This is a genomic window from Mycobacterium sp. E2699 (assembly GCF_001666745.1).
In the GTDB taxonomy this organism is placed as follows: domain Bacteria; phylum Actinomycetota; class Actinomycetes; order Mycobacteriales; family Mycobacteriaceae; genus Mycobacterium.
This window is the reverse complement of sequence record NZ_LZJH01000025.1, coordinates 60,852-83,799: the sequence shown is the minus strand read 5'-3', so window position 1 is coordinate 83,799 and position 22,948 is coordinate 60,852. Positions and strand designations below refer to the sequence as shown.

Below are 22,948 nucleotides of genomic sequence, written 5' to 3'. Positions count from 1 at the left end.
ATGGCCTCGGTGAGTTTCGAGCGGGCGACGCGGCGCTATCCGGGCGCGGATCGACCCGCGCTGGACGGCCTCGACCTCGACGTCGGCGACGGCGAATTCGTCGTCCTGGTCGGACCGTCCGGCTGCGGCAAGACGACGTCCCTGCGGATGGTGGCGGGGCTCGAGACGCTGGATTCCGGGCGCATCCGGATCGGGGACCGCGACGTCACCAACGTCGATCCCAAGGATCGCGACGTCGCGATGGTCTTTCAGAATTACGCGCTCTACCCACACATGACCGTGGCCCAGAATATGGGCTTCGCGCTGAAGATCGCCAAAACCCCGAAGTCCGAGATCCGCGAGCAGGTGCTGGCAGCGGCCAAACTGCTTGACTTGCAACCGTACCTGGACCGCAAACCCAAGGACCTGTCCGGCGGGCAGCGCCAGCGGGTGGCGATGGGCCGCGCGATCGTGCGCCGACCCCAGGTGTTCCTGATGGACGAGCCGCTGTCCAATCTCGACGCCAAACTGCGGGTGCAGACCCGCAACCAGATCGCCGCGCTGCAGCGCCGGCTCGGAACCACCACGGTCTACGTCACCCACGACCAGGTGGAGGCGATGACCATGGGGGACCGGGTTGCGGTGCTGCGCGACGGCGTGTTACAGCAGTTCGCGGCGCCACGCGAGCTTTACCGCAACCCGGACAACGTGTTCGTCGCCGGATTCATCGGGTCGCCGGCGATGAACCTGTTCACCCTGCCCATCGTGGACTCCTCGGTGTCGCTGGGGGACTGGCCGATCAAGCTGCCGCGCGAGATGGCCCACGCCGCAACCGAGGTCGTGGTCGGGGTGCGTCCCGAGCACTTCGAACTCGGCGGCCTGGGGGTGGAGATGGAGGTCGACGTGGTCGAGGAGCTCGGCGCGGACGCCTACCTCTACGGTCGAATCACCGGCTCGGGCAACGTGATCAGTCAGCCCGTCGTCGCCCGCGCCGACGGGCGGCACCCTCCGGAAAAGGGCAGCCGCGTGCGCCTGCACCCCGAACCCGGGCACTTGCACTTCTTCGGCACGGACGGACGCCGAATCTCTTGATCACGCCGGCCGGACGTCGGGTCTTCGATGTTCGGCGTCAGAACCTATGCGCTCGCGCAACCGATCGCGTGCAGCCGACGTTCCACGCGCTCGATGTCGTCCTGGGAGGGCAGCTCGTTGGTGACGCGGGTGATCGCCACCCCGACATCGGTGGTGCTGATCGGCGGACACCGGCGCATGATCAGTTCTCTTGTGATGGCGGTGATCTCGTCGTTGGAAACGCGCCGACGCGACAAGGCGGCCAGCGGCACATACCCGTTGACCGGCATGCCCGTGGGGTAACCGGCGCGCACGAACGCGACAATGCTCGACACCCAATGGGACAGGTCCATACGTCCACCTCGCTCACCGCCACACGCTGTGCACTGACGGCACTTAGCAACCTAGCAGCGGTGACGTCATCAGCCCGGTAAGACCACGCAGTTACTCACGACTAATTTATGGATTTTTCAGTCTTATGCCCGAATTCTTAATCGCTTTCCGGCTATGGACCAGCACAGGTCCGAAGCGCAAATACTGTTATCCGCGACAATGACGACCGAGCCGCCGAGCGCGACGATTATCTGGCCAGGACCCGCGCCGACCGCCACAGGGAGTTACCCGGATGACCCCGTACTCGGATGGTATTCCGGCCCGCCGCTTTCCCATCGTGAACTCCACGCTCATCGCCATCGGTGTCGCTTTCTTCGCCCACGTCGGCGGATTCGTGTTCGGTTTCCTCATAGCGCGAGTCCTGGTCGGCGCGGACCGAATGGCGGCACGAGACGCGGAGGGGACTCGATGGTGACACCCGGAATCCTGCCGGGCCGGCCCAACCCGCTGGGCGCCACGCCCGACGCGGGAGGCACGAACTTCGCGGTGGCATCGGGCGGTGATGAGGTGACGCTGTGCCTGTTCGACGCCGACGGAGCCGAGACCCAACTGGTGATGCCCGACCGTGACGGCGACGTGTGGCATGGCTTCGTGCCGGGGATCGGGCCGGGACAGGCGTACGGATTTCGGGTCCGCGGCCCCTTCGACCCCGGACGCGGGCTGCGCTACAACCCCGCCAAGCTCCTGCTGGACCCCTACGCACGCGCAATCGCGGGCGACGTGCGGTTCGGGCCGGAGGTCGTCGGTCACTCGATGGAAAACCCTTCGGAGCCAAGCCCACTGGACTCCGCCCTGCACGTGCCGCGGAGCCTGGTGACCGCCGTGCTGCCGGCCCCCACCGTACCCAAACCGCAACACCCGCTTGCCGACAGCATCCTCTACGAGGTTCACGTTCGGGGATTCACCGCGACCCATCCCGGCGTCCCCGACGAACTCCGGGGCACCTACGCGGGCCTCGCCCACGACGCGGCACTGCAACACCTCACCGATCTCGGTGTGACCGCGGTGGAATTGCTGCCGGTCCACCGCAGCCTGTCCGAACAGTTCCTCGTCGACCGGGGCCTGACCAACTACTGGGGATACAACACGATCGGATTCTTTGCGCCGCAGGCGAATTACTCCGCCGCGGCGCGTGCCGGCCAATCGGGCGCGGAGGTCGCGGAATTTCGCGCGATGGTCGACGCCCTGCACGCCGCCGGTTTGGAGGTGATCCTCGACGTGGTGTTCAACCACACGGCCGAGGGCGGAGCCGGCGGGCCCACCCTGGCCTTCCGGGGGCTCTACAACCCCGCCTACTACCGGCTCGTCGCGGGCGACCCCGCCAGCTACTACGACACCACCGGGACCGGCAATTCGTTGAACACCGACGATCCCACGACACTCCGGCTGATCATGGATTCCCTCCGCTACTGGTCATCGCAACTGGGCGTCGACGGTTTTCGTTTCGACCTCGCGGCCACGCTCGGCCGCGAGCACGGGTCCTTCGACGCGGTGTCCGCCTTCTTCGACCTCGTCAGTCAGGACCCGGTCGTCTCGCAGGCAAAGCTGATCGCCGAACCGTGGGACGTCGGCCAGATGGACAGCTACGAGGTCGGCCGGTTTCCCGCGCTTTGGAGCGAATGGAACGGGCGCTTCCGCGACACCGTGCGCGACTTCTGGCGCAGCCAGGACGGACGCCTCGCGGAGCTCGCGTCGCGGCTGTGTGGATCGGCGGACATCTACGGCGATCGCGCGGAGGGTCGCCGTCCGAGCGCATCGATCAACTTCGTCACCGTGCACGACGGGTTCACGCTGAACGACCTCGTGTCCTACGACCAAAAACACAACGAGGCCAACGGCGAAGACAACCGCGACGGCACCGACGACAACCGGTCGTGGAACTGCGGCGCGGAGGGGGCGACCGACGATCCCGGCGTGCTGGCGCTTCGGGCGCGACAGAAACGCGCGTTCCTGGTCACCCTCCTGCTGTCCGGCGGTGTCCCGATGCTGCTGGGGGGCGACGAGTTGGGCCGCACCCAGCGGGGAAACAACAACGCCTACTGCCAGGACAACGAGATCACGTGGTTTGACTGGCCTGCCGCCGACGCCGAGCTCACCGGGTTCACCACCGACCTCATCGCGCTGCGCCGCCGCCACCCGGTGTTCCGCAGGCGTCGCTTCCTCACCGGCACCGCCGCCGCCGACCTGGGCTGGTTCACGCCCTCGGGCGCCGAGATGACGCCGCAGGAGTGGACGGACCCCAATGCGCGCAGCATCGCGTTGTTCATCGACGGGACAACGGATCCCGACGTCGCACCGGACGGCACCCCGCTGGTCGACGACGACTTTCTCATATTCGTCAACGCCTGGTGGGAGTCCCTGACCTTCGCCACCCCGGCAGCTCTGGCGCCGCGACCATGGGAGATCGTGTGCGACTCGTTCGACCCCACGCGAACCGGAACGGCCGGAACGCAGGTGGAGGTCGCACCGCGGTCCGCGGTGGTCCTGCGATCCGGTCGTTAGCCAGGTGATGCCCAAGCGTTCTCGCCGCATCGGGCGCGCCGCAACCGCCTTTGGCGGCAAGGCTTCCTAGTATTGCCGGGTGGTCGATCGCTATGGAACTGATGTCCTCGCCGCCGGGCGGCGCAAGCCTCGTTCGACCGAGCACCCGGCCGAGCCCGGCCTGGTGGTCGAGGACGTGGCGACCGGCTACGTCGGGGCCGTGGTGCGGGTCGAGTACGGGCGCGTCGACTTAGAGGACCGGCACGGTCACGCGCGCGGCTTTCCGCTCGGCCCAGGGTATTTGCTCGAGGGACGCCCCGTGATCCTCACGGCGCCGCGCCGTCCGGCGCCCGCGGCCACCGGCAGGACGGCGTCCGGCTCGGTCGCGGTACCGGGGGCGCGTGCCCGCGTCGCGCGGGCCAGCCGGATCTATGTCGAGGGTCGTCACGACGCCGAACTGATCGCACAAGTGTGGGGAGCGGACCTGCGCATCGAGGGCGTGGTCGTCGAGCACCTCGGTGGCATAGACGATCTGGTGGGCGTCGTGGCCGAGTTTCGACCCGGTCCCGGCCGCCGGCTCGGGGTGCTGGTCGACCACCTCGTCGCGGGTTCGAAGGAGGCGCGCATCGCCGAGGCGGTACGACGGGGACCGGGCGGCCCCGACACCCTCGTCGTCGGTCACCCTTATGTCGACATCTGGGAGGCGGTCAAGCCGCAGCGGCTTGGCCTGGCGGCCTGGCCGACCGTCCCGCGGCAACTGGAGTGGAAGCACGGCGCCTGCGCGGCGCTGGGCCTCCCACACGCCGACCAGGCCGACATCGCCCGGGCCTGGCGGAGAATTCGCTCGAAAGTGCGTGACTGGAACGATCTGGAACCGGCGCTGATCGGCCGGGTCGAGGAACTCATCGACTTCGTGACGCAACCGCCCGGCCCCTGAATCGAGCGGGTTTGACGCACTTTCCCGCGACCAGCGGGTGACGCACCGGTTACGTCTCGCGGAACTTAACGGCCCCAACGGGTTCCATACAGCCATATGTCCCGGCGGGTTGAGGACTAAAGCCTCACGACCGACGGTCCCGGCGCCCGATAGCGTCGCTGGTGACGAAGGGAGAAACCAAATGTCGACACCTGAGCAGGGTCTGGGCATCGTCGTCGCGGTCGACGGCTCGCAGGCAGCCAATGCCGCCGCGTGCTGGGCGGCCCGCGAGGCGGCGATGAGAAACGTTCCATTGACTGTCGTCCACGCGGTGGCGACCCCCACCGCCACCTATCCTCCGGTCCCGTACCCCGAGTCGCTGGTGGTGCGGCTCGAGGACGAGGGCAAGAAAGCCATCATGCACGCGATGAAAATCGCCGAGGACGCGATGCCGGCGGACGCGAAGGTCAGCATCGGGCGGGAGCTGGTGTATTCCGCGGCCGCGCCGGCGCTGATCAAAATGTCCGACGACGCCGAGATGATCGTCGTGGGCACCTCCGGGCGGGGATTGCTGGCCCGCGGCGTGCTCGGTTCGGTCAGCTCGACCGTGGTGCGGCACGCGAATTGCCCCGTCGCCGTCGTCCACGACGTCGATCAACCTGAACGGCCGGACGCACCCGTGCTCGTCGGAGTCGACGGCTCGCCGATCTCCGAACGGGCGACGGAGCTCGCGTTCGACGAAGCCTCTCGCAGGGGCGTCGACCTCGTTGCCCTACACGCATGGAGCGACGTCACGACCGAGGTTCCCTACCTGGATTGGGCGACCGTGGAGGAGGAGGCGCAGCGCAGCCTCGCCGAGGCCCTGGCGGGGTGGGGCGAACGCTACCCGGACGTGACGGTGCATCGACGGGTCGTACGCGACCGGCCGGCCCGCCACCTCATCGACGAGGCCGGGTCCGCCCAGCTCGTCGTCGTGGGCAGCCATGGCAGGGGAGGTTTGACCGGCATGCTCTTGGGCTCGGTGAGCAACAGCGTCCTGCACTCCGTCCAGATACCGGTGATCGTCGCCAGGCCCACTTCGGAGTCTTAGCCGGTCACCTTCCCACCGCGAGCAGACGCAAAAGCCCCCAATTTCGGGCCGAAATGGGGGCTTTTGCGTCTGCTCGCCGATTTAGCCGCCGTGCAGGACGGTGGCCGTCCAGGCGCACAAGGCCGCAAGGTCGCGCCCGGCGCGCATGACCGTGCGGTCCGGGCGCACCACCGCCGCGGTGGCGCGGCCCCGGCGCAGCCACGCGTCGAGCGCGCCGCCCGGTTCGGCGGTCACGATGACAACGCCGCGCCGACGGAGCAGTTCTTCATCGGCGGCGCCGGGGACACCAAGGCTGATCAGCGCGAAACCGGTGCCGATCAGGTCGTCGAGCCGTTGACCGTTGGGCAGCAACGGGTTTGGGCACAGTGTGCCGGCAAGCTGGCGCAGGCGCGGTGACTTGCGCACCAGCGCGGAAGCGTGTAGCGGCGGGGTGGTCGAGTCGACCACCTTGTCGCGCAGGCCGGGGATCAATCGCAGCCGGGGGAGCACCACGCGGCGCGCCGCGTCGCCGACGCGACCACCCCCGGTCATCGCCCAGCCGACGCCCAGCGCCAGCCGAATCATGTGCCGGGTGTGCGGCTTGCGCTCCCGCTCATAGGTGTCGAGGACGTCCGGATGCAGCGTGCCGTCGTGGACGCCGGCGATCTTCCAGGCCAGGTTGGCCGCATCCCGCATTCCCGCGCCCATGCCCTGGCCGATGAAAGGGGGAGTGAGGTGTGCGGCGTCGCCGAGGATGAAGATGTTCCCGCGGCGCCAGTGGTCGGCGATCTGTGCACGGAACGTGTACTCGGCGACGCGCAGCAGTCGCAGTTCGGTATCGGCGACGCCGGCGGTCCACGGGGCGATCAGTGGCCGCAACTCGTCCAGCGTGCCGAAGTCGTCGGCGCTTTCGCCGTCCAGCAGCCGGAACTCCCACCGGTAGCGGCCCGGTCCGATGCGCATGTAGGTCCCCGCCCGAACCGGGTCACACACCTGGTGCACGCCCTCCCATTGCCGCAGATCGGCGTCGCAGGCGACGTCGGCGACCAGCCAGCGCTGCTCGAATTTCAAATCGCCCATGGCCGAACCGATCTGCGCGCGCACCAGGCTGTTCGCGCCGTCACAGCCCAGCAGGTAGTCGGCGTCGACCTGACGCACGCAGCCGTCGGAGCGGTCGGTGAAGGTGACGCGCACGCCGTGTTCGGTCTCGGCCAGCCAGGTCACCTCGGCGTCGCCGCGTAACCGGGCGTTCGGGTACCGCTTGAGGTTCGCGCGCAGCAGCGCCTCGAATTCCGGTTGGTCGAACATGTTGGCCTGCGGGAAACCGTTCGGGCTGCGGGCGGGGTCGCGGTGAAACTCGGCAAGCACGCGGGACTGCCCGGACCGGTTGTCGACCAGCCGCAAACCCAGCGTGGGCCACGAGGTCGCGGCGAACTCGTCGGCGAAGCCGAGCCGGGCGACGATCCGGAAGATTTCGTCGTCCAGGTGCACGGCCCGTGGCTGCGGGTAGACGCCGGGCCAGCGGTCGAGGACGAGGCACTCCACCCCGCGCTGGGCCAGCAGCGTGGCGGCGGTGATGCCGGTCGGCCCGGCGCCGACAATGACGACCGGGAAGTGCTGAATTGCGTTGTCGTTCATGTGAATCGGACCTTGGCGCGCTGGGTCCCCAGATCGATCGCGCCGTCGTCGGTCGCCACCGAGGCCTCCACGATGTCGCCGTCCTGCAGGTAGTCCCGGTTGCCGGCCTGGCGGGAGAAGAACATCTTCCACTTCACCGCCGGAGGCAAGAGGTTTGCGACGATCTGCATCGGCTTGGGCGGGGCGCTCAGCGCGGTGCCGACCGGGGTGCCCGTGAGGATCAGATCGCCCGGTGCGAGCTCCTGGAACTGGGTCAGCGACTGCAGCGCCTCCAACGGCGGGTACAGCATGTCGCCCTCGACGAGCGCGTTTTGCCGCTCGCGGCCGTTCACGCTCAGGCGCAGCCGCAGATCGCCGAAGCGCTTGAGTTCGTCGGCCGTCAGCAGCACCAGCTCGGGTCCGACCGGCGTGAACGTCGGGTAGGACTTGGCCTCGTAGAACTGGGTCTGCGGAAGCTGGATGTCGCGCGCCGAGACGTCGTTGGTGACGACGAGACCGGCGATGTAGTCGGCGAGATTGGCGTCGGAAATCGTTGTGCCGATGGGGATTTGCCGGCCGATGACCAACCCGATCTCCACCTCGTAGTCGAGGAGCTTGACGTGTGCGGGCTTGACGATGTCGTCGAACGGGCCGTTGATCGACGCCGACGCCTTACGAAAGAAGGTGAGCGGAACCGTCGCCGGGTCCATGCCCGCGTCCCTGACGTGCGACGTGAAGTTGGTCATCTGCGCCACCACCCGGCACGGCCTCGTCACCGGTGAGACCAGCTCGAGGCTGTCTACGGCGACGGTGTCGGCGCTGGCCGCGGCGGCCCGGATCGCGGCGTCCAATGCCGTCCGGTCGCTCAGCAGCCCGGCGGTGGTGGTGGCGGTGGTGTCGATCTTTGCGGCGCCGTTGGCGGTCTTGAGCCACCAGGAGTCGGCGGTGTGCAGCACGGAAACGGTCATGAGGTAGGCACTTTCAGTAGGCCGATGAGGCGGTTGACATCGAATTCATTACTTGCGCGCAGCGCGCTTACCATCGAAACCAACTCGTGTCGAGCCGATTTCGCGTCCAGGCCGAGGAAGTCCTTCGTGGCGGGCGGCCCCCACTGGGCCAGACCGGACGCGGTGAACGGCGCCCAGCCGGGCTCGACGGTGTTGTCGAACAGGTCGCCGTCGGCAAAGTGCTCGACGAGGAAACCATCGGGATCGCGCCAGTAGTCGAAGATCTGGCTGCCCTGGATGTGCCTGCCGATGCCCCACGACCGGCGGTATCCCCGCTCCCGGAGGTATTCGCCGCCGGCGGCCAGGGCGTCGAGGTCGCTGACCTGGAATGCGGAGTGCACGTAACGGTTGGCCGGACCGAGCGCCATGGCCAGCGTGTGGTGGTCGGCCGGGGTGGAACCGCGATCGCAGCGGATGAAGCTCATGGTCGGCCCGCGCTGGCGCTGACCGGGGAAGAACAGGAAGTCGCTGACGATCATCCCGAGGTTGTCCAGATACCAGTCGAGTGCCTCGAGGTACTTGGTCGACTGCAGCACCAGGTGTCCCAGCCGCTCGACCCGCGCCGGCACCCGCGGGGGCCGCTGACCGACGTTGGTGCGCCGCACGTCGTCGCCGAAATTGAAGGCATGGGGTCGCTGGCCCGGCAGCTCGGGCAGGTCGTGCATGCCGGCGACGACGCGGACCGGTGTGCCGCTCGGGTCGGTCAGCTCGACCGCCAGGCCGCCGATGCTCTCGGGCAGCGGCCGGACCGGGGCGCCCGACTTGTCGGCCAGTCGCAGCACATCGGCCTCGTCGGCCGCCCGGAACGCCACGCCGGCGAATCGCGTGCGTGGCCCACGGCGCAGGATCACGCACGGACCGCCGGCGCGGGTGCCGCGAAGATGCAGTTCGTCGGGGAGGTGCCGCGCCGTGTGGAACCCGAACGCCTGGGCGAACGCCTCGGCGCGCGTGAGGTCGGGTTTCTCGAACTCCAGCCACGCGAGGTCGGCCACTTTGATGACCGGATTGCGGGACCGGCCGGGGTGTTCGCCCCGCAGCGCGCCCTTTTCGCTGTGCAGATCTCGGTGGGCGTTTTTCGTCAGGTTCATCGCCATCTCCAAACTAACTGACGAAATCGTCACATACGAGATGACACTTGGTCAAGAGGTACTGACGAAATCATCAGAAGTGAGGCATACTGCTAAACATGAGCGCGATGCCTGAGGGCGCGGAGCCGCCCAGCCGTCTGGAACGGCGGAAACAGCGCACCCGAGCGGCGCTGATCGGGGCCGCGCAGCGGCTGATCGCCGAGGGGAAGGTCAACGTGCCGGTCCTGGAGATCACCCGCCTGGCCGACGTCGGGATGGGCTCGTTCTACAACCACTTCGACAGCAAGGAGCAGTTGTTCGAGGCGGCGGTCGCCGCCCGGCTCGACGCGTACGGGGCGATGCTGGACCGGCTCACCGAGTCGATCGACGACCCGGCGGAAACGTTCGCCACCAGTTTCCGGATGACGGGTCGCCTGTTTCGCAGCCGCCCGCAGGAAAGCGACATCCTGCTGGCCAACGGGCCCGCGCTGCTGTCGTCGGATCACGGCCTGGCTCCGCGGGCACTGCGCGACATCAAGGCCGGCGCCGATGCCGGGAGGTTCACCGTCGACGACCCCGAACTTGCCCTCGCCGTGGCGGGTGGCGCGCTGTTGGGCCTCGGAAAGCTGTTGCGGGACCATCCGGATCGCGACGACGCCCGGGCCGCCGACGGCGTCACCGAAAGCGTGCTGCGCCTGTTCGGGCTCAGCGCCGACGAGGCACACGCCATTTGCCAACGGCCGCTGCCCGACGACGCGTTCGCCCAGTCCTAGCGATGCCGGGTGTCCGTGGACCACAGGGTGGCGCAGCCAGGGCATTGCAGGTTGACTCGCGTCGCCTGATTGCTCAGCAAGTACTGCCAGTGCGCGCCGCAGTTGCGCCGGCTTCGGCACTCCGCGCACCGGTTGCGGCCCCAGCTGCAATTCGGGCACGGCAGCCAGGCGCGGCGGGACGGATCGGCCTCTGGATGAATGGGAAAAGCGGCGGCCACGAACTAGCCTCTCTGTCGATTTTAGTTAGGCTAGCCTACCCATAATATTGCGTGCCAATCGCGCATGCGGAGACCGCGGAATACTCCGGGCCGGACGACAGCTCAGTGCGATGGCGCGGGCGCAACCGCTGAGATGATGCGGGCGACGAGCTCGCCGCCGCGGCTGACCTCGATCGTCTGACCCGCCGCGACCCGGTCGAAGTAGCGCCCCGCGCGCTTGCGCAGCTCGTCGAGCTCGATTCGCCGACCGCCCTCAGCCCCGGCGCGGTTCGGCTTGGGGTCGCCGGCGGAGACGATCCGTGCCAGTAGCCTGCCCCCTCGGACCACATCGATCGTCTCCCCGGCCGCGACCCGGTCGAAGCACCGCCCGGCGCGCGTTCGCAGTTCGTCAAGTCCCACCCACGCACCGGGGACCGGAGCCGCGTCGTTGACCGACCGCGCCGGGATGGGGGCCACGCGCCAGTCGCCTACGGACACGATTCGTGCCACCAGCTTGCCGCGGCGGACGACGTCGATCGTCTCGCCGGCGGCAACCCGCTCGAGATACGCACACGCGTCACTCCGGAGTTGGCCCAGGCCGATCACTTCGCGCATTTCGCTCCGATTCGAGGCGCTCGAGGGGCGGCGCCCGTTTCGCTCGCGCCCAGTATATGACTGTACGTGCGGTCAGTGTCAACGGCGCGTCCGGTCCGGTCGGCGAGCCGCCGCACGACGACGCGAAAAGCGTTGTCGCCGAGAGGGATACGTGCAGAGCGAGAGCGGTCAGCGGGGCGGTGCGAGCATGTCCTTCCAGCCGTCGTCGCCCGTTTTGGTGGAATTGTCGACCGCGTACTTGATGCCGTCGGGGCCGACGAGTTCGCCGCTCTGCGGGCTGTAAACGGCTGCGGGAGGCCCGTTCGGGGTGTAGACGCAGGGGTTGGGCTGCTGCCCGTTGCACTGGACCGTGCCGGATCCCGGCCGCTGCAGCACATCGCTGACGGGGGGCGGCGTGCCCGCGACCCGGTCGGAGGGCGCCGGGTTGAGCCCGTTGTTGACCGACGGGGCCGGCATGACCAGGCCGGGTTTCACGGGCTGGTCACAGCGCGCGGCGGGCGCCGGGCAGGTGAGGAGCTGGTTGGGGTCGCCGTACCACGGGTTGGTGCCCGAGGGAACGTACGGGTTGGGGTCGCGGCACTCGCGCGGCGTCGCGGCGCGCTTTCCGGGTACATCGACGCAGGGCAGGTTGCGCGCCCCGCGCACCGCGTTGGCTGGGGTGTCCTGCGGGATCCTGCAATAGGTTCCGGACGGCATGGGCGCCAGGCTGGTATCGGCCGGGGACCGCCACTCGGGCGCGGGGAGGAACCCGGTCAGACACGGCGGGGGCTGGTTGATGGTCAGCGACGTGCCGAGGGAGGCGTAGCCCGGGAAGGGCGTCGTCACGGTCTGGCCTTCCGCGGCGCCCTGCGGGTAGGCGACCAGCAATTGCTCGACGCCCTTGTGGTAGCGCTTGAGCAGGTCCAGCACGATCTCGAGATTCGCCAGTGTCTGCGGCAGCGAGTCGCGGACGTCGCCGAACACCGCGTTGACCTGATCGGCGGTCGGCGCCCCCTGCGTCAGGATGCTGCGCACGTGCTGGTCGTTTCCCGCGGTCTGCGCGGCCAGGATGTCCAGGTTGTGTGACCAGCGCTCGATCGAGTCACTCGAGTCGACCTGGCTGTCGATGATCGGGCCGGAGTTTTGGATGATGTCGTTGACGTCTTGGATGTTGGTCTTGAAATCGCCGGCGATCGCCTGCGTGGCGTCGACCAGTCGTTGCAGCGCGGGCCCCAATCCGCCTACGGCCTGGGCTGTTTCGTCGAGCAGCGAGGCGATCTTGTCCTTGGGCAGCGCGGCCAGCCCGCGGTTGGCCGCATCGAGCGCCGGCCCGATGTCGGTGGGCACGGTGCCCTTGGTGATGGTCTGTCCGGGCAGGAAGTACTTGCCCGGGTTGCCGGGCGACACCAGGTCCAGATACTGCTCGCCGACCGCCGACACGGAGTGCACGTTCGCCGTCGCGTCGATCGGGATCTTGAAGCGGTCGGCGATGCGCATGGTCACCCGCGCGCCCGTCTTGGTCGGCTCGACGGCGGTGACCGTGCCGATGGTCTCGCCGCGATAAGCCACGTTGGCCGTCTCGTACAGACCGCCGGCCGCGGGCAGGTCCGCGTTCAGCGTGTACTGGCCGATACCCGCCGCGGTGGGAATCTGCAGGTAGTACCCGCCCAGGGCAACCGCGGTGATCACGCTCAGGATGGCGAACAGGATCAGCTGGCGCTTGATGAAGGGGGTCAGCATTGCCTGTCCGCCCTCTCCACCAGCGGGCCGCCGGGGGCGTCGTTCGGGTTCGGCGTGTAGCGGACATCGGGGATCATCGTCTCGGGGTCGCGGCCCCAGGATTGCTCGAGCGCGCGCAGCGCCCCGGAGAATCCCGTCCCGGTGAGGACCGCGTTGTCGACGGAGCTGAGGGTCAGGTCGAGCGTCAGCGACAGGTTGAAGTAGTCGCCGCGGAACGCCTTCGGCACGGCGTCGATGTCGAACGGCCGGACGAGGATCAGCTTGAGCGCGCGGATGAGATACGGCGCGGCGCGGCCCAGTTCGCGCAGCGGGCATTGCAGCGACACCAGGTCCTGATGGAGATCGCTCCGCGAGGCGGACAGGTATTGGTCCGCAACGCCGCTGAGCCGTCCCGTCGCGTCGACCGCGTCGATCAACAGGTTCTGTTTATCGGCGAAATGCTTGAGCAGTGGCGGGAATTCGGTGAGTACCCGGTCGATGACGTCGGAGCGGGGTCCGACGTAGGCCAGCAGCCGGTTGGTGGAATCGATGGCCCGGGTGATGTCCTCGCGTTGCTCGTCGAGCCGGGCGGTGAAGGTGTCCAGCTTGCCGAGGAAGGCACGGATCTGGTCGGCCCGCCCGTTGACGATGTTGTAGACCTCGTTCTGCAGCACTTCGAGGTTCGGGATCCCGCCCCCGCGCAAGATCATGGCGAGGCTGGCCAGCGTCTGCTCGGTCGTGGGATAAGCGGACGCGTTTTTCAGCGGGATGGTGTCGCCCGGCTGGAGCAGCTCCGGGGACGGGTTGGGCGGCGCGGCCAGCTCGATGTGCTGGGAACCCAGCAGGCTCGTCTGGCCGATCTTGGCGGTCGCGTTCCTGGGCAGCTTGACGCTCTTGTCCAGACGCAGTGTCAGCGTCGCCACCCAGTTCTTCAGGCTGATCGCGCGCACGGTGCCGACGAAGACGTCGGCCACCCGCACCCTGCTGTTGTCGTTGAGGGCCAAGGTGTCGGGCATCTGCACGTAGATCGTGTAGTTGCCGGGCCCGCTGCCCGGGCCGCCGGGCATCGGCACATTCGCGATTCCGTGCCATTTTGCGCATGACGTCAGCGCTACGGCGGCCACCAGCATCGCCAGTCCCTGCCGCGTCCGAATAGCCAACGCGCGCATCATGATCCGGCTCCCGTCGAGGCCGCCGCCTGCGCGGGCGTAGGCGCGACCGGTCCGGGCACCACGCCCGGCCCGGGTGCCGGCGGCGGGATCGGGACCTGCGGGGCCCGCACGCCGATGGGCGGCACCACCGGGTACTCGTCGTACGCATTCGGGGGTCCCGGTGGCGTCTGCAGCCCCGGCGGCGGCGGCGCGGCGTCCGGGCCGCCCATCAGTTCGGCCAGCGAATCGGGCGTCAACAGACTCCCGGTGATCGGCCCCACCTGCTGCCCCTGCATGCCCGGCGCGACAACCCAGCCGGGCTGGGTGTTGCGGTGCGACAACGGGGTATCGGGCACCCAGATCCCGGGCACCGTGGTGTCCTTGTACCCGTTCGGCGGCTGCAGCCGCGGCTCGGAGTAGGCGACTTCCTTGGGCAGCGTCTCGGCGGTGGAAAACAGGTTCAACCCGAACGGCAGGTAGTTGAACTTGATCGCGTCGAGGATGGGGGCGAGGTATTGCGCACACAGTTCGGCGGAGTCCTGATAGCCCAGCCGGCTGCCGGCCTGAATCATGCTGCACATGAACTGCATCGGGTTCGCGAAGTTCGGGATCGCCGGGATGGACATGACCGCGCCGTGCGCCGGGTGGTAGATCTGGCTGAGGTTGGTCTCCAGCGTCGGCAGGACGTGCAGGGCGGTCTCCAGCCCGTTGAGCGGATCGGGCTGGACCAGCGCGTTCGTCACGTCGGCGAGGTTGCCGATATCGTGCGCGAGCACGTCGCGGTTCTTGTCCAGGAACGGGCGCAGCGTGGACAGCAGGCTGTCGAATTGCTGTATCGCCGTGGCCAGCTCGTGGTCGGACCCGGTCAACTTGTCGGTGAACTGGGCCAGGTTCTGGTTCAGCGCGACGAATTGCTGGTCGTCTTTGTGCAGGGCGTTGACGAACTGCGCGAGGCTGTGCACCACCGCAAAGAAGTCGCCGCGGCCTTCGTTCAGCGCGGTCAAGGCCCGCGACAGGCTGCTCAGCGTGGTGTTGATCTGCTTGCCCTTGCCGGCCAGCCCGTCCGCGAACGACTCGATGGCATCACCGAACGGACCCTTGGGCTGCTCGGGCGTCGGGCCCAATTTGTTGATGACATTGGCGACGCTCTCGCGCAGTTGGTCCCATTCCGTCGGGACCTGAGTGCGCTCGATGGGGATCACCGCGTTGTCGGCCAGCACCGGACCCCCTTTGTAGGGCGGCTCCAGCTGAATGTTCCTGGATGCCACCAGGGTTGGGTTCACGATCACCGCGGACGCGTTGGCCGGCACCTTGTATTTGTTCTTGTAGTGAAACGTGACCTTCATCTTGTCGCCGGCCGGCTCGATCTTGTCGACCGCACCCACGCGAACGCCCATGATCTGGACCTTGTCCCCGGCATAGAGCGCGTTCGCCGTTGGGAAGTACGCGACCACGGTGTTGGTGGTCAGCTTGTTGTACAGGCGCAGTCCGACGAATCCGGCCAGCACGGCCAGCGCCACCACCAGCGTTCCGATGACCCTGCGGCGCCGCGGGTTACGGGTGTGGAAGAGGCCGCTCAATTCTGATTACCTCCCGTGATGCCGCTGCCTCCCGTGCCGCCCGGGTTGATGAACGGCGCCGGCAGCTGCTGGCCGGGTCCGGGCGGCGCGGGTGGCCCCGGCGGCAGGCCCGGAGCAAAGGTCGACGGCGGCGGGACCGGCCCGGCGGGTTGGAGGTTCTCGGTGCGCGCCCCCGGCGGCGCCTGGGTGGGCAGCGGCACGGGCGTGCCCACGACGTCCGGCGGCGCGTCGCCCGGACGCCCGGCAATCGCGATCCCCGGTGTCGGTGGCAGGCCGTTCGGGTTCGGCGGCGACGCCTGCACGTCCACCGGCGCCGGGAAGCTGCCGCCGAACGGGCCGACGTTGACGCCCGCGCACGGCAACGGATTCCACGGCCGCGGCAGCGCGTCGGCCGGTGGGGTGTAGGAACACGCCGTTCCCGGCGGGACGGCCGGTCCCGGGTGATCCGGTGTGCCCTCCAGCACCGGGGGAGCGGGGGGCGGCGCCCCGTTGGGGAACCGGGTGCCGTTGGGGTCGGGCCAGCGGAACTCGGGTAGCCCGGCGCTGCGCCAGAAATCCTCCGGGTCGATGCCACGCTTCTTGAACGCGGCGTCGACGAACGGCTGCAGGATCCAGTACGGCAGCAGGTTGGACAGGACGATCTTGAAATACGGTCCCGATGCGACGGATTCCCCCAGCGATGCGGCGAATTTGCTGACGTACGTCAGGGTTTGGGCCAGGTCCTCCTTGCGGGCCACCAGCACATCGCTGATGGCACGCAACTGCTCCAGCACGGGATTGAGGTTCGGGTTGTCGTTGATGAATCCCTGCACCTCCGCGGAGAAGGCGGAAACGTTTCGCAGCAGCGCGTCGATGGCCCGCCCACGTTCGTTGAACGCGGCCAGCAGCGTCTTGGCGTTGACCAGCAACCGGTTGATCTGTTCGCTGCGGTCACCGAGCACGCCGGCCACCTGGTGGGCCTGGGCGAGCAGGTGTTTGATCTGTTCGTCGCGCTTGCCGATGCTGTCGGAGAATTTGCTCAAACCGTCGAGCGTGGCACTCAGGTGCGGGTAGGTCTGGTCGATCGTCTGCGTCAGGACGTTCAGCGACCGCTTGACGGTGTCGATGTCCCAGCCCGCGGCGGCCCTGGTGATGTCGAAATTCGCGTCGTAGAGCTGATAGGGGGTGGTGCTTTGGCTCAGCGGCAGGACGCCCCCCGGCCGCAACGTCTGGGTGCCCCGCGGTTCGATCTCGAGGACTTTCTTACCCAGGATGGTGTCGGTCTTGATCGCGAGCCGGCTCTCGGTGCCGATGGTGTTGCCGCCGATGGTGAACTTGATCCGGACGTGGTCGCCGTCGATGTCGAAGCCCTCTACCTTGCCGACGTTCACGCCGGTGATGCGCACCTTGTCGCCCTTGTTCAGTTGGCCGGTGTCGGTGAACTGCCCGTAATAGCTTGGGCTGGCGAACATCATCGGGACGCTGGTGAAGCTTTGGCCGACAGCGACGGCGAGTATCAGCACCGTGATGCCCATGAGACCGACCCGGCCGCGGTTGAATTCGGTGAGTGTCCTCATTGCGGCGTGCACCTGCCCGTCGGCTGCTGCCAGATCCTGACCGTCCGGACCGGGCCGCCGGGCTGCAGCCCGTTCCACCTGATGGAGAGGTCGCAGAGGTAGAAGTTGACCCAGTCTCCGTAGAGGCCGATGCTGCGTCCGATCAGGTTGAGCGCGGTCGGTGTCTTGTGGATCAGGTCACCGAGCTGGTCGCGTTGGTCGACGAGCGGCTGCTGAAGCGCCTGCAGGTAGTTGAGCTCCTTGTGCAACAGGGCGCGGTTCTCCGCCAGCAGGTCGGCCACCGTTCCGGCGGCGTTGCTGATGTTCGCGGTGCCGGCGGCCAGCGGATCGGCGTGGTTGGCCAGGCCGGTGATCAGTTTCTCGAAGTTGTCGATGGTTTGGTCGAATTCCCTGCGGTGCCGAACCGTGGTGTCCAGCACGACGTTCAGGTTCTTGACCACCTCGCCGATCGCCTGGTCGCGTTCGGCGATGTGCGCGGTCAGCCGCGCGGTCTGGTCGAGGATGTCGTTGATCGTGCCGCCCTGACCCTGAAACACGGTGATGATGGCCGAGGCGATGGTGTTGACCTTTTCGGGATCGAGCGCACGGAACAGGGGCTTGAAACCACCGATCAGGGCGTCGAGATCCAGCGCGGGCGAAGTTCGGGACAGCGGGATGAATCCACCGGGCGGCAGCACGCGGTCGGCGCCCTCACCTTCGCCTCGCGTGAGTTCCAGGTAGCGGTCGGCGAACAGGTTGAGGTAGCGAATCTGGGCCGTCGTCGACTGGTAGAGCGTGATCGAGCGGTCGACGGCGAAGTCCGCCTGCGCCCGCCTGCCGCCGTCGACCAGCCGCACCTTTTTGACCTTGCCGACCTCCACCCCCGAGGCGCGGACGAACTGGCCGTCTTTCAGCCCGCTCGCGTTGCTGAACTCCGCGGTGTAGGTGTCGGTGCGGTTGAAGCGCATCTGGGCGAACACCACGACGATCGACACGGTGATCAGCAGCAGCACCAGCGAGACGATGCCGAGCTTGATGGCGGAGCCGGTGATCTTCATGGGTTGATCGTGTTGTCCCCGACTTGGCGACCCCACACGTACTCGATCGCGTACGGGGAGCCGGTATCCAGGTGGTTGTACGGCGCGAGGCTGGCGCCGGTGTCGAGCACCAACTCGGGCGCCGGCCACAGGTCATGGGTGACGGCCTGCCAGCAACCCGGTGCGCCGCCCGGCCCGCCGCGCGCGTTCACCCGCGGCAGATTGTCCGGGTACACATAGGGATTCGGCGCGCCGCCCACCAGTCCGGCCAGCCCCAGGAGTCCCTGCGTGAGCACCGTCGCGGTCAAACCCGGGAGGGTCAGGATGCCGCCCAGCCCCGACGTCAGCTCGGTCATGGTTCGCAGCGCGTAGCCGTTACCGCCGCCCGTCGTCGCGTAGGCCGCGGGTTCTTCGTCGTAGTAGTTGCGGATCGTGCAGAAGAACTCCGGGCTGTAGGTGTCCAGCAGCTGGGCGGTGGGCACCAGGTCGGCGGCCCCCCTTTGCAGGTAGGGGCCGCCGCGCCGGAAGATGTCTTCCCCGGTGTTGCCCAACCCGGTCGAGGCCAGCAGAGCGGCGTCCAGTTCGGCTTCCTGCCGGTGCAGCGTGCGCGCCGTGATCACCGCGTTGCTCAGCGAGTCCAGCAGGTCCGGTGCGGCCTTGGCGTAGGTGTCGCCCAGGGCCGCCAGCTGTGCGATGTCATGCCGGATCTGCGGCATCTGCGGGTTGATGTCGTCGAGGATGGCGTTGGCGTTGACGATCGACTGCCCGAACTTGTCGCCCAGCCCGGTCAGGGCCTGCGCGGCCGCGGCGAGCGTGAGGTTCACCTTGACCGGGTCCACCTTTTCCGCGATCAGGGTGATCGTCTCGAACAATGTGTTGAACTCCGTCGTCACCGACCTCGCGTCGATCACCTGCTGCGAGGTGATGCGTTGCGGGGTAGGGTTTTTCGGCGAGGTCAACGACACATACTTGTTGCCGAACACCGTGGTCGCCTTGATATTGGCGTCCACGTTGGCAGGAATCAGCTCGATGTATTTGGGATCGACGTCCAGGACGAATTTGGCCGCAGCACTGCCGTCGCGCTGGACCTCCGAAATGCTGGCCACCCGGCCGATTTCCACGCCGTTGTAGGTGACCTTCGACCCCGGGTCCATCACCAGCCCCGCCCGCGGCGCCAGCATCGTCAAGGGCGTCTTCGGCGTGAGCCGGCCGCGAAACTGCAGCCACACCAGGGCCAACACCAGCGCGGAGACCAACAAGAACACCGCGGCCGTCGTCTTGTACGGCGGGATGCGTGGTGGGTGGTCCTTGATTTGCGGGGCCGGGGCTGTCGGGGTTGTCATGGCGGGCTACACGGTGAGGTTGAAGTTCGGGCTTTTGCCGTAGACCGCCATCGCGGTCAGCACGACCACGACAACGATCGTGACCAGCGACAGCCGCATCGACCGGCCGACCGCTTCACCGACGCCGACAGGTCCGCCGCTGGCGTTGTAGCCGTAGTAGCAGTGGGTGGTCATGACGACGACCGCGACCAGGATCACCTCCGCGAACGACCAGCCGACGTCGTTGAGGCGCAGGAAGGTGTGGAAGTAGTGGTTGTAGGTCCCGGCGGACTGTCCGTAGAAGAAAACCGTGGTGACCTGCTGGGACACGAAGGCCAGGGTGATCGCCAGCCCGTAGAGCGGGATGATGACGATGAGGCCGGCCACGATCCGGGTGGACGCCAGGTAGGCGACCGACCGGATGCTCATCACCTCGAGGGCGTCGATCTCCTCGCTGATGCGCATAGCGCCCAGTTCGGCGGTGGCTCCGGCGCCGACCGTTGCGGCCAGCGCCTGCCCGGCCGCCACCGGCGCCACGAACCGCACGTTGACCAGCGCGGCCAGGAACCCGGTGAATGCCTCGACGCCGATGTTGCCCAGCGTCGCGTAGCCCTGGATGGCGACCAGAGAGCCGGCGGACAGGGTGATGAACCCGACGATGGCGGCGGTGCCGCCGACGACGGCCATCGCGCCGGTCCCCATCCCCATCTGGGCGACCATCCGCAGCATCTCCCTGCGGTAGCGGCGCAGCGCGAACGGGATCTGCCCGACGGCGCTCATGGCGAACCAGACCATCTGCCCGATCTCGACCATGACCCTCGCCGGGGCGTCCGCGTACCGGATGAGGGTGTCCTTCGGGAAGTGGAACCCTGCCGGCGCGGCCGTCGTGGTCGCGGTCATCTCAGCGCCCCGTTCCGAACCGGACACCGATGGTGGTCAGCGCCGCGTTCACCGCGAACAGCGCGATGAAGCACAGCACCACGGTCTCGTTGACGGCGGTGCCCAGGCCTTTGGACCCGCCGCGGACGATCAGCCCGCGGTAACACCCGACCAGGCCCGCGATCAGCCCGAACGTCGCGGCCTTGACGAACGCGATCACCACCTCGGGCAGGCCGGTGAGCGCCGTCAGCGTGGAGAGGTAGGCGCCGCTCGAGACGTTCTGCAGGTACACGCTGAACAGGTAGCCGCCCCCCAGGCCGACGGCGACCACCAGGCCGTTGAGCAGCACCGCGACCAGTGTCGAGGCCACGACGCGCGGCGCCACCAGCCGGTGGATCGGGTCGATGCCGAGCACCTCGAGCGCATCGATTTCTTCGCGGATGGTGCGGGCGCCCAGGTCGGCGCAGATCGCGGTGCCCCCGGCGCCGGCGACCACCAGCACCGTCACGATCGGGCCAAGCTGGGTGACCGCGCCGATCGCGGCGCCCGCACCGGAGACGTCGGCGGCGCCGATCTCGGCCAGCAGCAGGTTGAGCGTGAAGATGAGCAGCACGGTTTCCGGGATGGACACCGCGATCGTGGGCAGCAGCGACACCCTCATGAGGAACCAGCCGGTCCAGATGAACTCGCGCCATTCGAACGGCTGCCGCAGGGCTTTGGCGGTCAGTACGCACATGCGGAAGAACCCGCCGGCCACCTCCGTGCCCGGCCGGATTTTCTCGAGCGCCCTGCTGCCGATCACATGGGAGGCGGTCATGGGCGCCGGCAATCGACGGGAGCCCGATTTCCCGGCTCGTTCGCAGCGCACAGCTTCCGCGAAAATCGGTTCGCCATAAGCCATCTCATTCCGTGGGCGCGCGAAGAACACTTGCGGCGCAACCGTTTTTGGCGCAGCGCATCACTTTGCGCCCGACGCCGGTCCGCCGTCCCTGCCTCAATGCCGCATGACGTCCTCGCTTGCCCCACCCGGCAACTATGGCATTAGACCGTACGGTCAGTCAATAAACTCGGCGGTCGGCTGCCCGCAAACGAAATCCCCCGAAACGGCTGCGACGCCACCTGATCAACTCGGCGCCGCCACCGAGGGTCGTTGCGCGTCCTCAGCGTGGCCGGCTCGCGTTCGTTCGACGGCAATTACCTTCCGTTGCAGGGTATTCCGTCGCTGGCCGGTCAAGTTGTCGTGGGGCCTGCCGCGGCGAGACTCTCGCGCACCACGGCTACCACCTCCGTGGCGGGGTTCGCCCACCGACTGAGCCCTAACCGGTCCAGCAGCAGCCCGCCGAGGAACACGTCGACGAAAGCCGCCCCGACTTGTTCGGGTGTCCGGGAATCAGCCGGGTGGAACCACACCCACATCCACTCGAGCGAGCCCCACAGCTGCAGGGCCGCCAGTTCGACGTCCACCGCCCGGAACACTCCGATCGCTATCCCGTTACGGATCTCGTCGATCGCAAGCGTTTGCAATTGATGACGTAACTTGCGGACCTGCTGCATCGCCGGATCATCCGACAACTGAACCACCTCACGCTGGCTCGCCACCGTCGCGTCGCGTTCGGTCACTTGCAGCAGTGCCGAGGCGTAAATGATCGCGGCGATGCGTTCGTGTGGCGCGGCCAGTCGGTCCCAAACCATCCGCAGCACGTCGAGCTGCCGGGCCAGATGGGTTTCTTCGAGCTCCCGCAACATCTGCGCTTTGGTTCCGAAGTGGTGAACTATCGTGCCCTTGGACATCCCGAGCTCATCGGCGATGTCGCCGATATTCGTTCTGTCATAACCACGTTCGGCGACGTAGCGGACAAACGCGTCGAGAATTTCGCCGCGTCTGCCAGGCGATCTGGGCATTTTGAACCCTTCGGCATGGACTAACCGTACGAACGGTCTATCATAATCCGCCGTCCGCCGAAACCCGTCCGCCGTTTGTCCGGCCCGGCCGTCGTGTCGAAACTCCTCGAGAAGGGCATGCCGCCAAGGATTCCCGGCCGGCTCGACGAGGGCTGACGGCACCAAGGGGAAGCGCTGCGTCGGGGTGAGCCGGCCAGGGCCCGTGCTGGATCGCGAAAGGTCGCGCGAGCACGCTCGCTGGGTGGAGGGCTCCCGGAAGGCTGGGGCGTCGGGAAACCTCAGGCTCGAAGCCGCCCGGTGGTCCGGCAGGTCAACAGGGCCTGAGACGCCCCGCCGCCGGTGCACCGTCCGGTGCGGTGATGACGTACATGTTGGCGCCGGGTGCGGACTTGATTTCGCCGGCGGCATAGATGGTCATGAGTTCCCTGCCATCGCCGTCCGCAACGCACACGTAGGTGTCGGTCTCGGCGTCGTATTCGAAGCTTTCCCAAGCCAATACGAACGCCAAGCAGTTGCCGTCGCGATCCGTGACGACAAGCTTGTGCACGCCCGACTCCTTCAAGAGTTCGGTGTCCTGCGCACGCTGCTGGGCGACCTCGTTGTTGTGGAGCGTAAGGCTGTTTAACATCTATGTACTCCCTTGGCGGCCTATCCCGATC

20 protein-coding genes are annotated in these 22,948 nt (G+C 67.7%); 5 read left to right on the top strand and 15 right to left on the bottom strand.

Features of this window, described 5'->3' with window-relative positions:
- The gene (locus A5696_RS02180; RefSeq protein ID WP_067872677.1) at window positions 1-1,071 is read left to right on the top strand and encodes an ABC transporter ATP-binding protein; all 1,071 of its coding nucleotides are present in this window, start codon (window positions 1-3) and stop codon (window positions 1,069-1,071) included.
- A 44-nt stretch (window positions 1,072-1,115) separates the two neighbouring features.
- On the opposite strand, the gene A5696_RS02175 is transcribed toward A5696_RS02180, so the two are convergent.
- A complete protein-coding gene (locus tag A5696_RS02175) occupies window positions 1,116-1,403 on the bottom strand; it encodes a DUF3349 domain-containing protein (protein WP_067872674.1) in 288 nt (95 codons plus the stop codon).
- Between the two features lie 448 nt (window positions 1,404-1,851).
- Here A5696_RS02175 and glgX point away from each other — a divergent pair, with 448 nt between their 5' ends.
- The 3 genes from glgX to A5696_RS02155 all read left to right on the top strand — a co-directional run bounded on the left by glgX (window position 1,852) and on the right by A5696_RS02155 (window position 5,930).
- Window positions 1,852-3,945: a glycogen debranching protein GlgX gene (gene glgX, locus A5696_RS02165; RefSeq protein ID WP_067872667.1), complete on the top strand. Its 2,094-nt coding sequence runs from the start codon at window positions 1,852-1,854 to the stop codon at window positions 3,943-3,945.
- Window positions 3,946-4,024: 79 nt separating this feature from the next.
- A complete protein-coding gene (locus A5696_RS02160) occupies window positions 4,025-4,861 on the top strand; it encodes a DUF3097 domain-containing protein (RefSeq protein WP_067872664.1) in 837 nt (278 codons plus the stop codon).
- 181 nt (window positions 4,862-5,042) lie between these two features.
- On the top strand, window positions 5,043-5,930 hold the full coding sequence (locus A5696_RS02155) for a universal stress protein (RefSeq protein ID WP_067872661.1): 888 nt from the start codon (window positions 5,043-5,045) through the stop codon (window positions 5,928-5,930).
- Window positions 5,931-6,011: 81 nt separating this feature from the next.
- Here the strand turns inward: A5696_RS02155 and A5696_RS02150 are convergent, their stop codons facing one another.
- The 3 genes from A5696_RS02150 to A5696_RS02140 are packed head-to-tail and all read right to left on the bottom strand — an operon-like array spanning window position 6,012 to window position 9,621.
- Window positions 6,012-7,547 (bottom strand): bifunctional 3-(3-hydroxy-phenyl)propionate/3-hydroxycinnamic acid hydroxylase, encoded by a 1,536-nt coding sequence (locus A5696_RS02150; protein WP_067872658.1) that lies wholly within the window; start codon window positions 7,545-7,547, stop codon window positions 6,012-6,014.
- Window positions 7,544-8,494, bottom strand: coding sequence for a fumarylacetoacetate hydrolase family protein (locus tag A5696_RS02145; RefSeq protein WP_067872655.1), 951 nt, complete (start codon window positions 8,492-8,494; stop codon window positions 7,544-7,546). Before A5696_RS02145 ends, A5696_RS02150 begins: the two co-directional genes overlap by 4 nt.
- Window positions 8,491-9,621 carry a VOC family protein gene (locus tag A5696_RS02140; RefSeq protein WP_067872907.1) on the bottom strand — a complete coding sequence of 377 codons (1,131 nt, stop codon included), beginning with the start codon at window positions 9,619-9,621 and terminating at the stop codon, window positions 8,491-8,493. Before A5696_RS02140 ends, A5696_RS02145 begins: the two co-directional genes overlap by 4 nt.
- Before the next feature lie 98 nt (window positions 9,622-9,719).
- On the opposite strand from A5696_RS02140, the gene A5696_RS02135 reads away from it, so the two are divergent.
- Complete coding sequence (locus A5696_RS02135; RefSeq protein ID WP_067872652.1) at window positions 9,720-10,373, top strand: TetR/AcrR family transcriptional regulator; 654 nt, start codon at window positions 9,720-9,722, stop codon at window positions 10,371-10,373.
- 320 nt (window positions 10,374-10,693) lie between these two features.
- On the opposite strand, the gene A5696_RS02130 is transcribed toward A5696_RS02135, so the two are convergent.
- From A5696_RS02130 to A5696_RS02080, 11 genes are all read right to left on the bottom strand, one after another.
- Window positions 10,694-11,185, bottom strand: coding sequence for a type II toxin-antitoxin system Phd/YefM family antitoxin (locus A5696_RS02130; protein ID WP_067872648.1), 492 nt, complete (start codon window positions 11,183-11,185; stop codon window positions 10,694-10,696).
- A 168-nt stretch (window positions 11,186-11,353) separates the two neighbouring features.
- The gene (locus tag A5696_RS02125) at window positions 11,354-12,904 is read right to left on the bottom strand and encodes an MCE family protein (protein WP_067872645.1); all 1,551 of its coding nucleotides are present in this window, start codon (window positions 12,902-12,904) and stop codon (window positions 11,354-11,356) included.
- Window positions 12,898-14,055 carry a virulence factor Mce family protein gene (locus A5696_RS02120; protein ID WP_369803273.1) on the bottom strand — a complete coding sequence of 386 codons (1,158 nt, stop codon included), beginning with the start codon at window positions 14,053-14,055 and terminating at the stop codon, window positions 12,898-12,900. Before A5696_RS02120 ends, A5696_RS02125 begins: the two co-directional genes overlap by 7 nt.
- The gene (locus tag A5696_RS02115; RefSeq protein ID WP_067872639.1) at window positions 14,052-15,614 is read right to left on the bottom strand and encodes a virulence factor Mce family protein; all 1,563 of its coding nucleotides are present in this window, start codon (window positions 15,612-15,614) and stop codon (window positions 14,052-14,054) included. Before A5696_RS02115 ends, A5696_RS02120 begins: the two co-directional genes overlap by 4 nt.
- Window positions 15,611-17,170: a virulence factor Mce family protein gene (locus tag A5696_RS02110; RefSeq protein WP_067872635.1), complete on the bottom strand. Its 1,560-nt coding sequence runs from the start codon at window positions 17,168-17,170 to the stop codon at window positions 15,611-15,613. The genes A5696_RS02115 and A5696_RS02110 overlap by 4 nt, the downstream gene beginning before the upstream one ends.
- Window positions 17,167-18,207: a virulence factor Mce family protein gene (locus A5696_RS02105; RefSeq protein WP_067872632.1), complete on the bottom strand. Its 1,041-nt coding sequence runs from the start codon at window positions 18,205-18,207 to the stop codon at window positions 17,167-17,169. Before A5696_RS02105 ends, A5696_RS02110 begins: the two co-directional genes overlap by 4 nt.
- Window positions 18,204-19,529, bottom strand: a complete 1,326-nt coding sequence (locus A5696_RS02100; RefSeq protein WP_067872629.1) for an MCE family protein — start codon at window positions 19,527-19,529, stop codon at window positions 18,204-18,206. Before A5696_RS02100 ends, A5696_RS02105 begins: the two co-directional genes overlap by 4 nt.
- 6 nt (window positions 19,530-19,535) lie before the next feature.
- Complete coding sequence (locus A5696_RS02095; RefSeq protein WP_067872626.1) at window positions 19,536-20,408, bottom strand: ABC transporter permease; 873 nt, start codon at window positions 20,406-20,408, stop codon at window positions 19,536-19,538.
- A 1-nt stretch (window position 20,409) separates the two neighbouring features.
- Entirely contained in the window at window positions 20,410-21,123 is a 714-nt protein-coding gene (locus A5696_RS02090; protein ID WP_369803275.1) for an MlaE family ABC transporter permease, read from the bottom strand.
- A 494-nt stretch (window positions 21,124-21,617) separates the two neighbouring features.
- Window positions 21,618-22,289 carry a TetR/AcrR family transcriptional regulator gene (locus A5696_RS02085; RefSeq protein ID WP_067872619.1) on the bottom strand — a complete coding sequence of 224 codons (672 nt, stop codon included), beginning with the start codon at window positions 22,287-22,289 and terminating at the stop codon, window positions 21,618-21,620.
- 310 nt (window positions 22,290-22,599) lie between these two features.
- Window positions 22,600-22,917, bottom strand: coding sequence for a hypothetical protein (locus tag A5696_RS02080; RefSeq protein WP_067872616.1), 318 nt, complete (start codon window positions 22,915-22,917; stop codon window positions 22,600-22,602).
- Window positions 22,918-22,948: the final 31 nt, after the last annotated feature.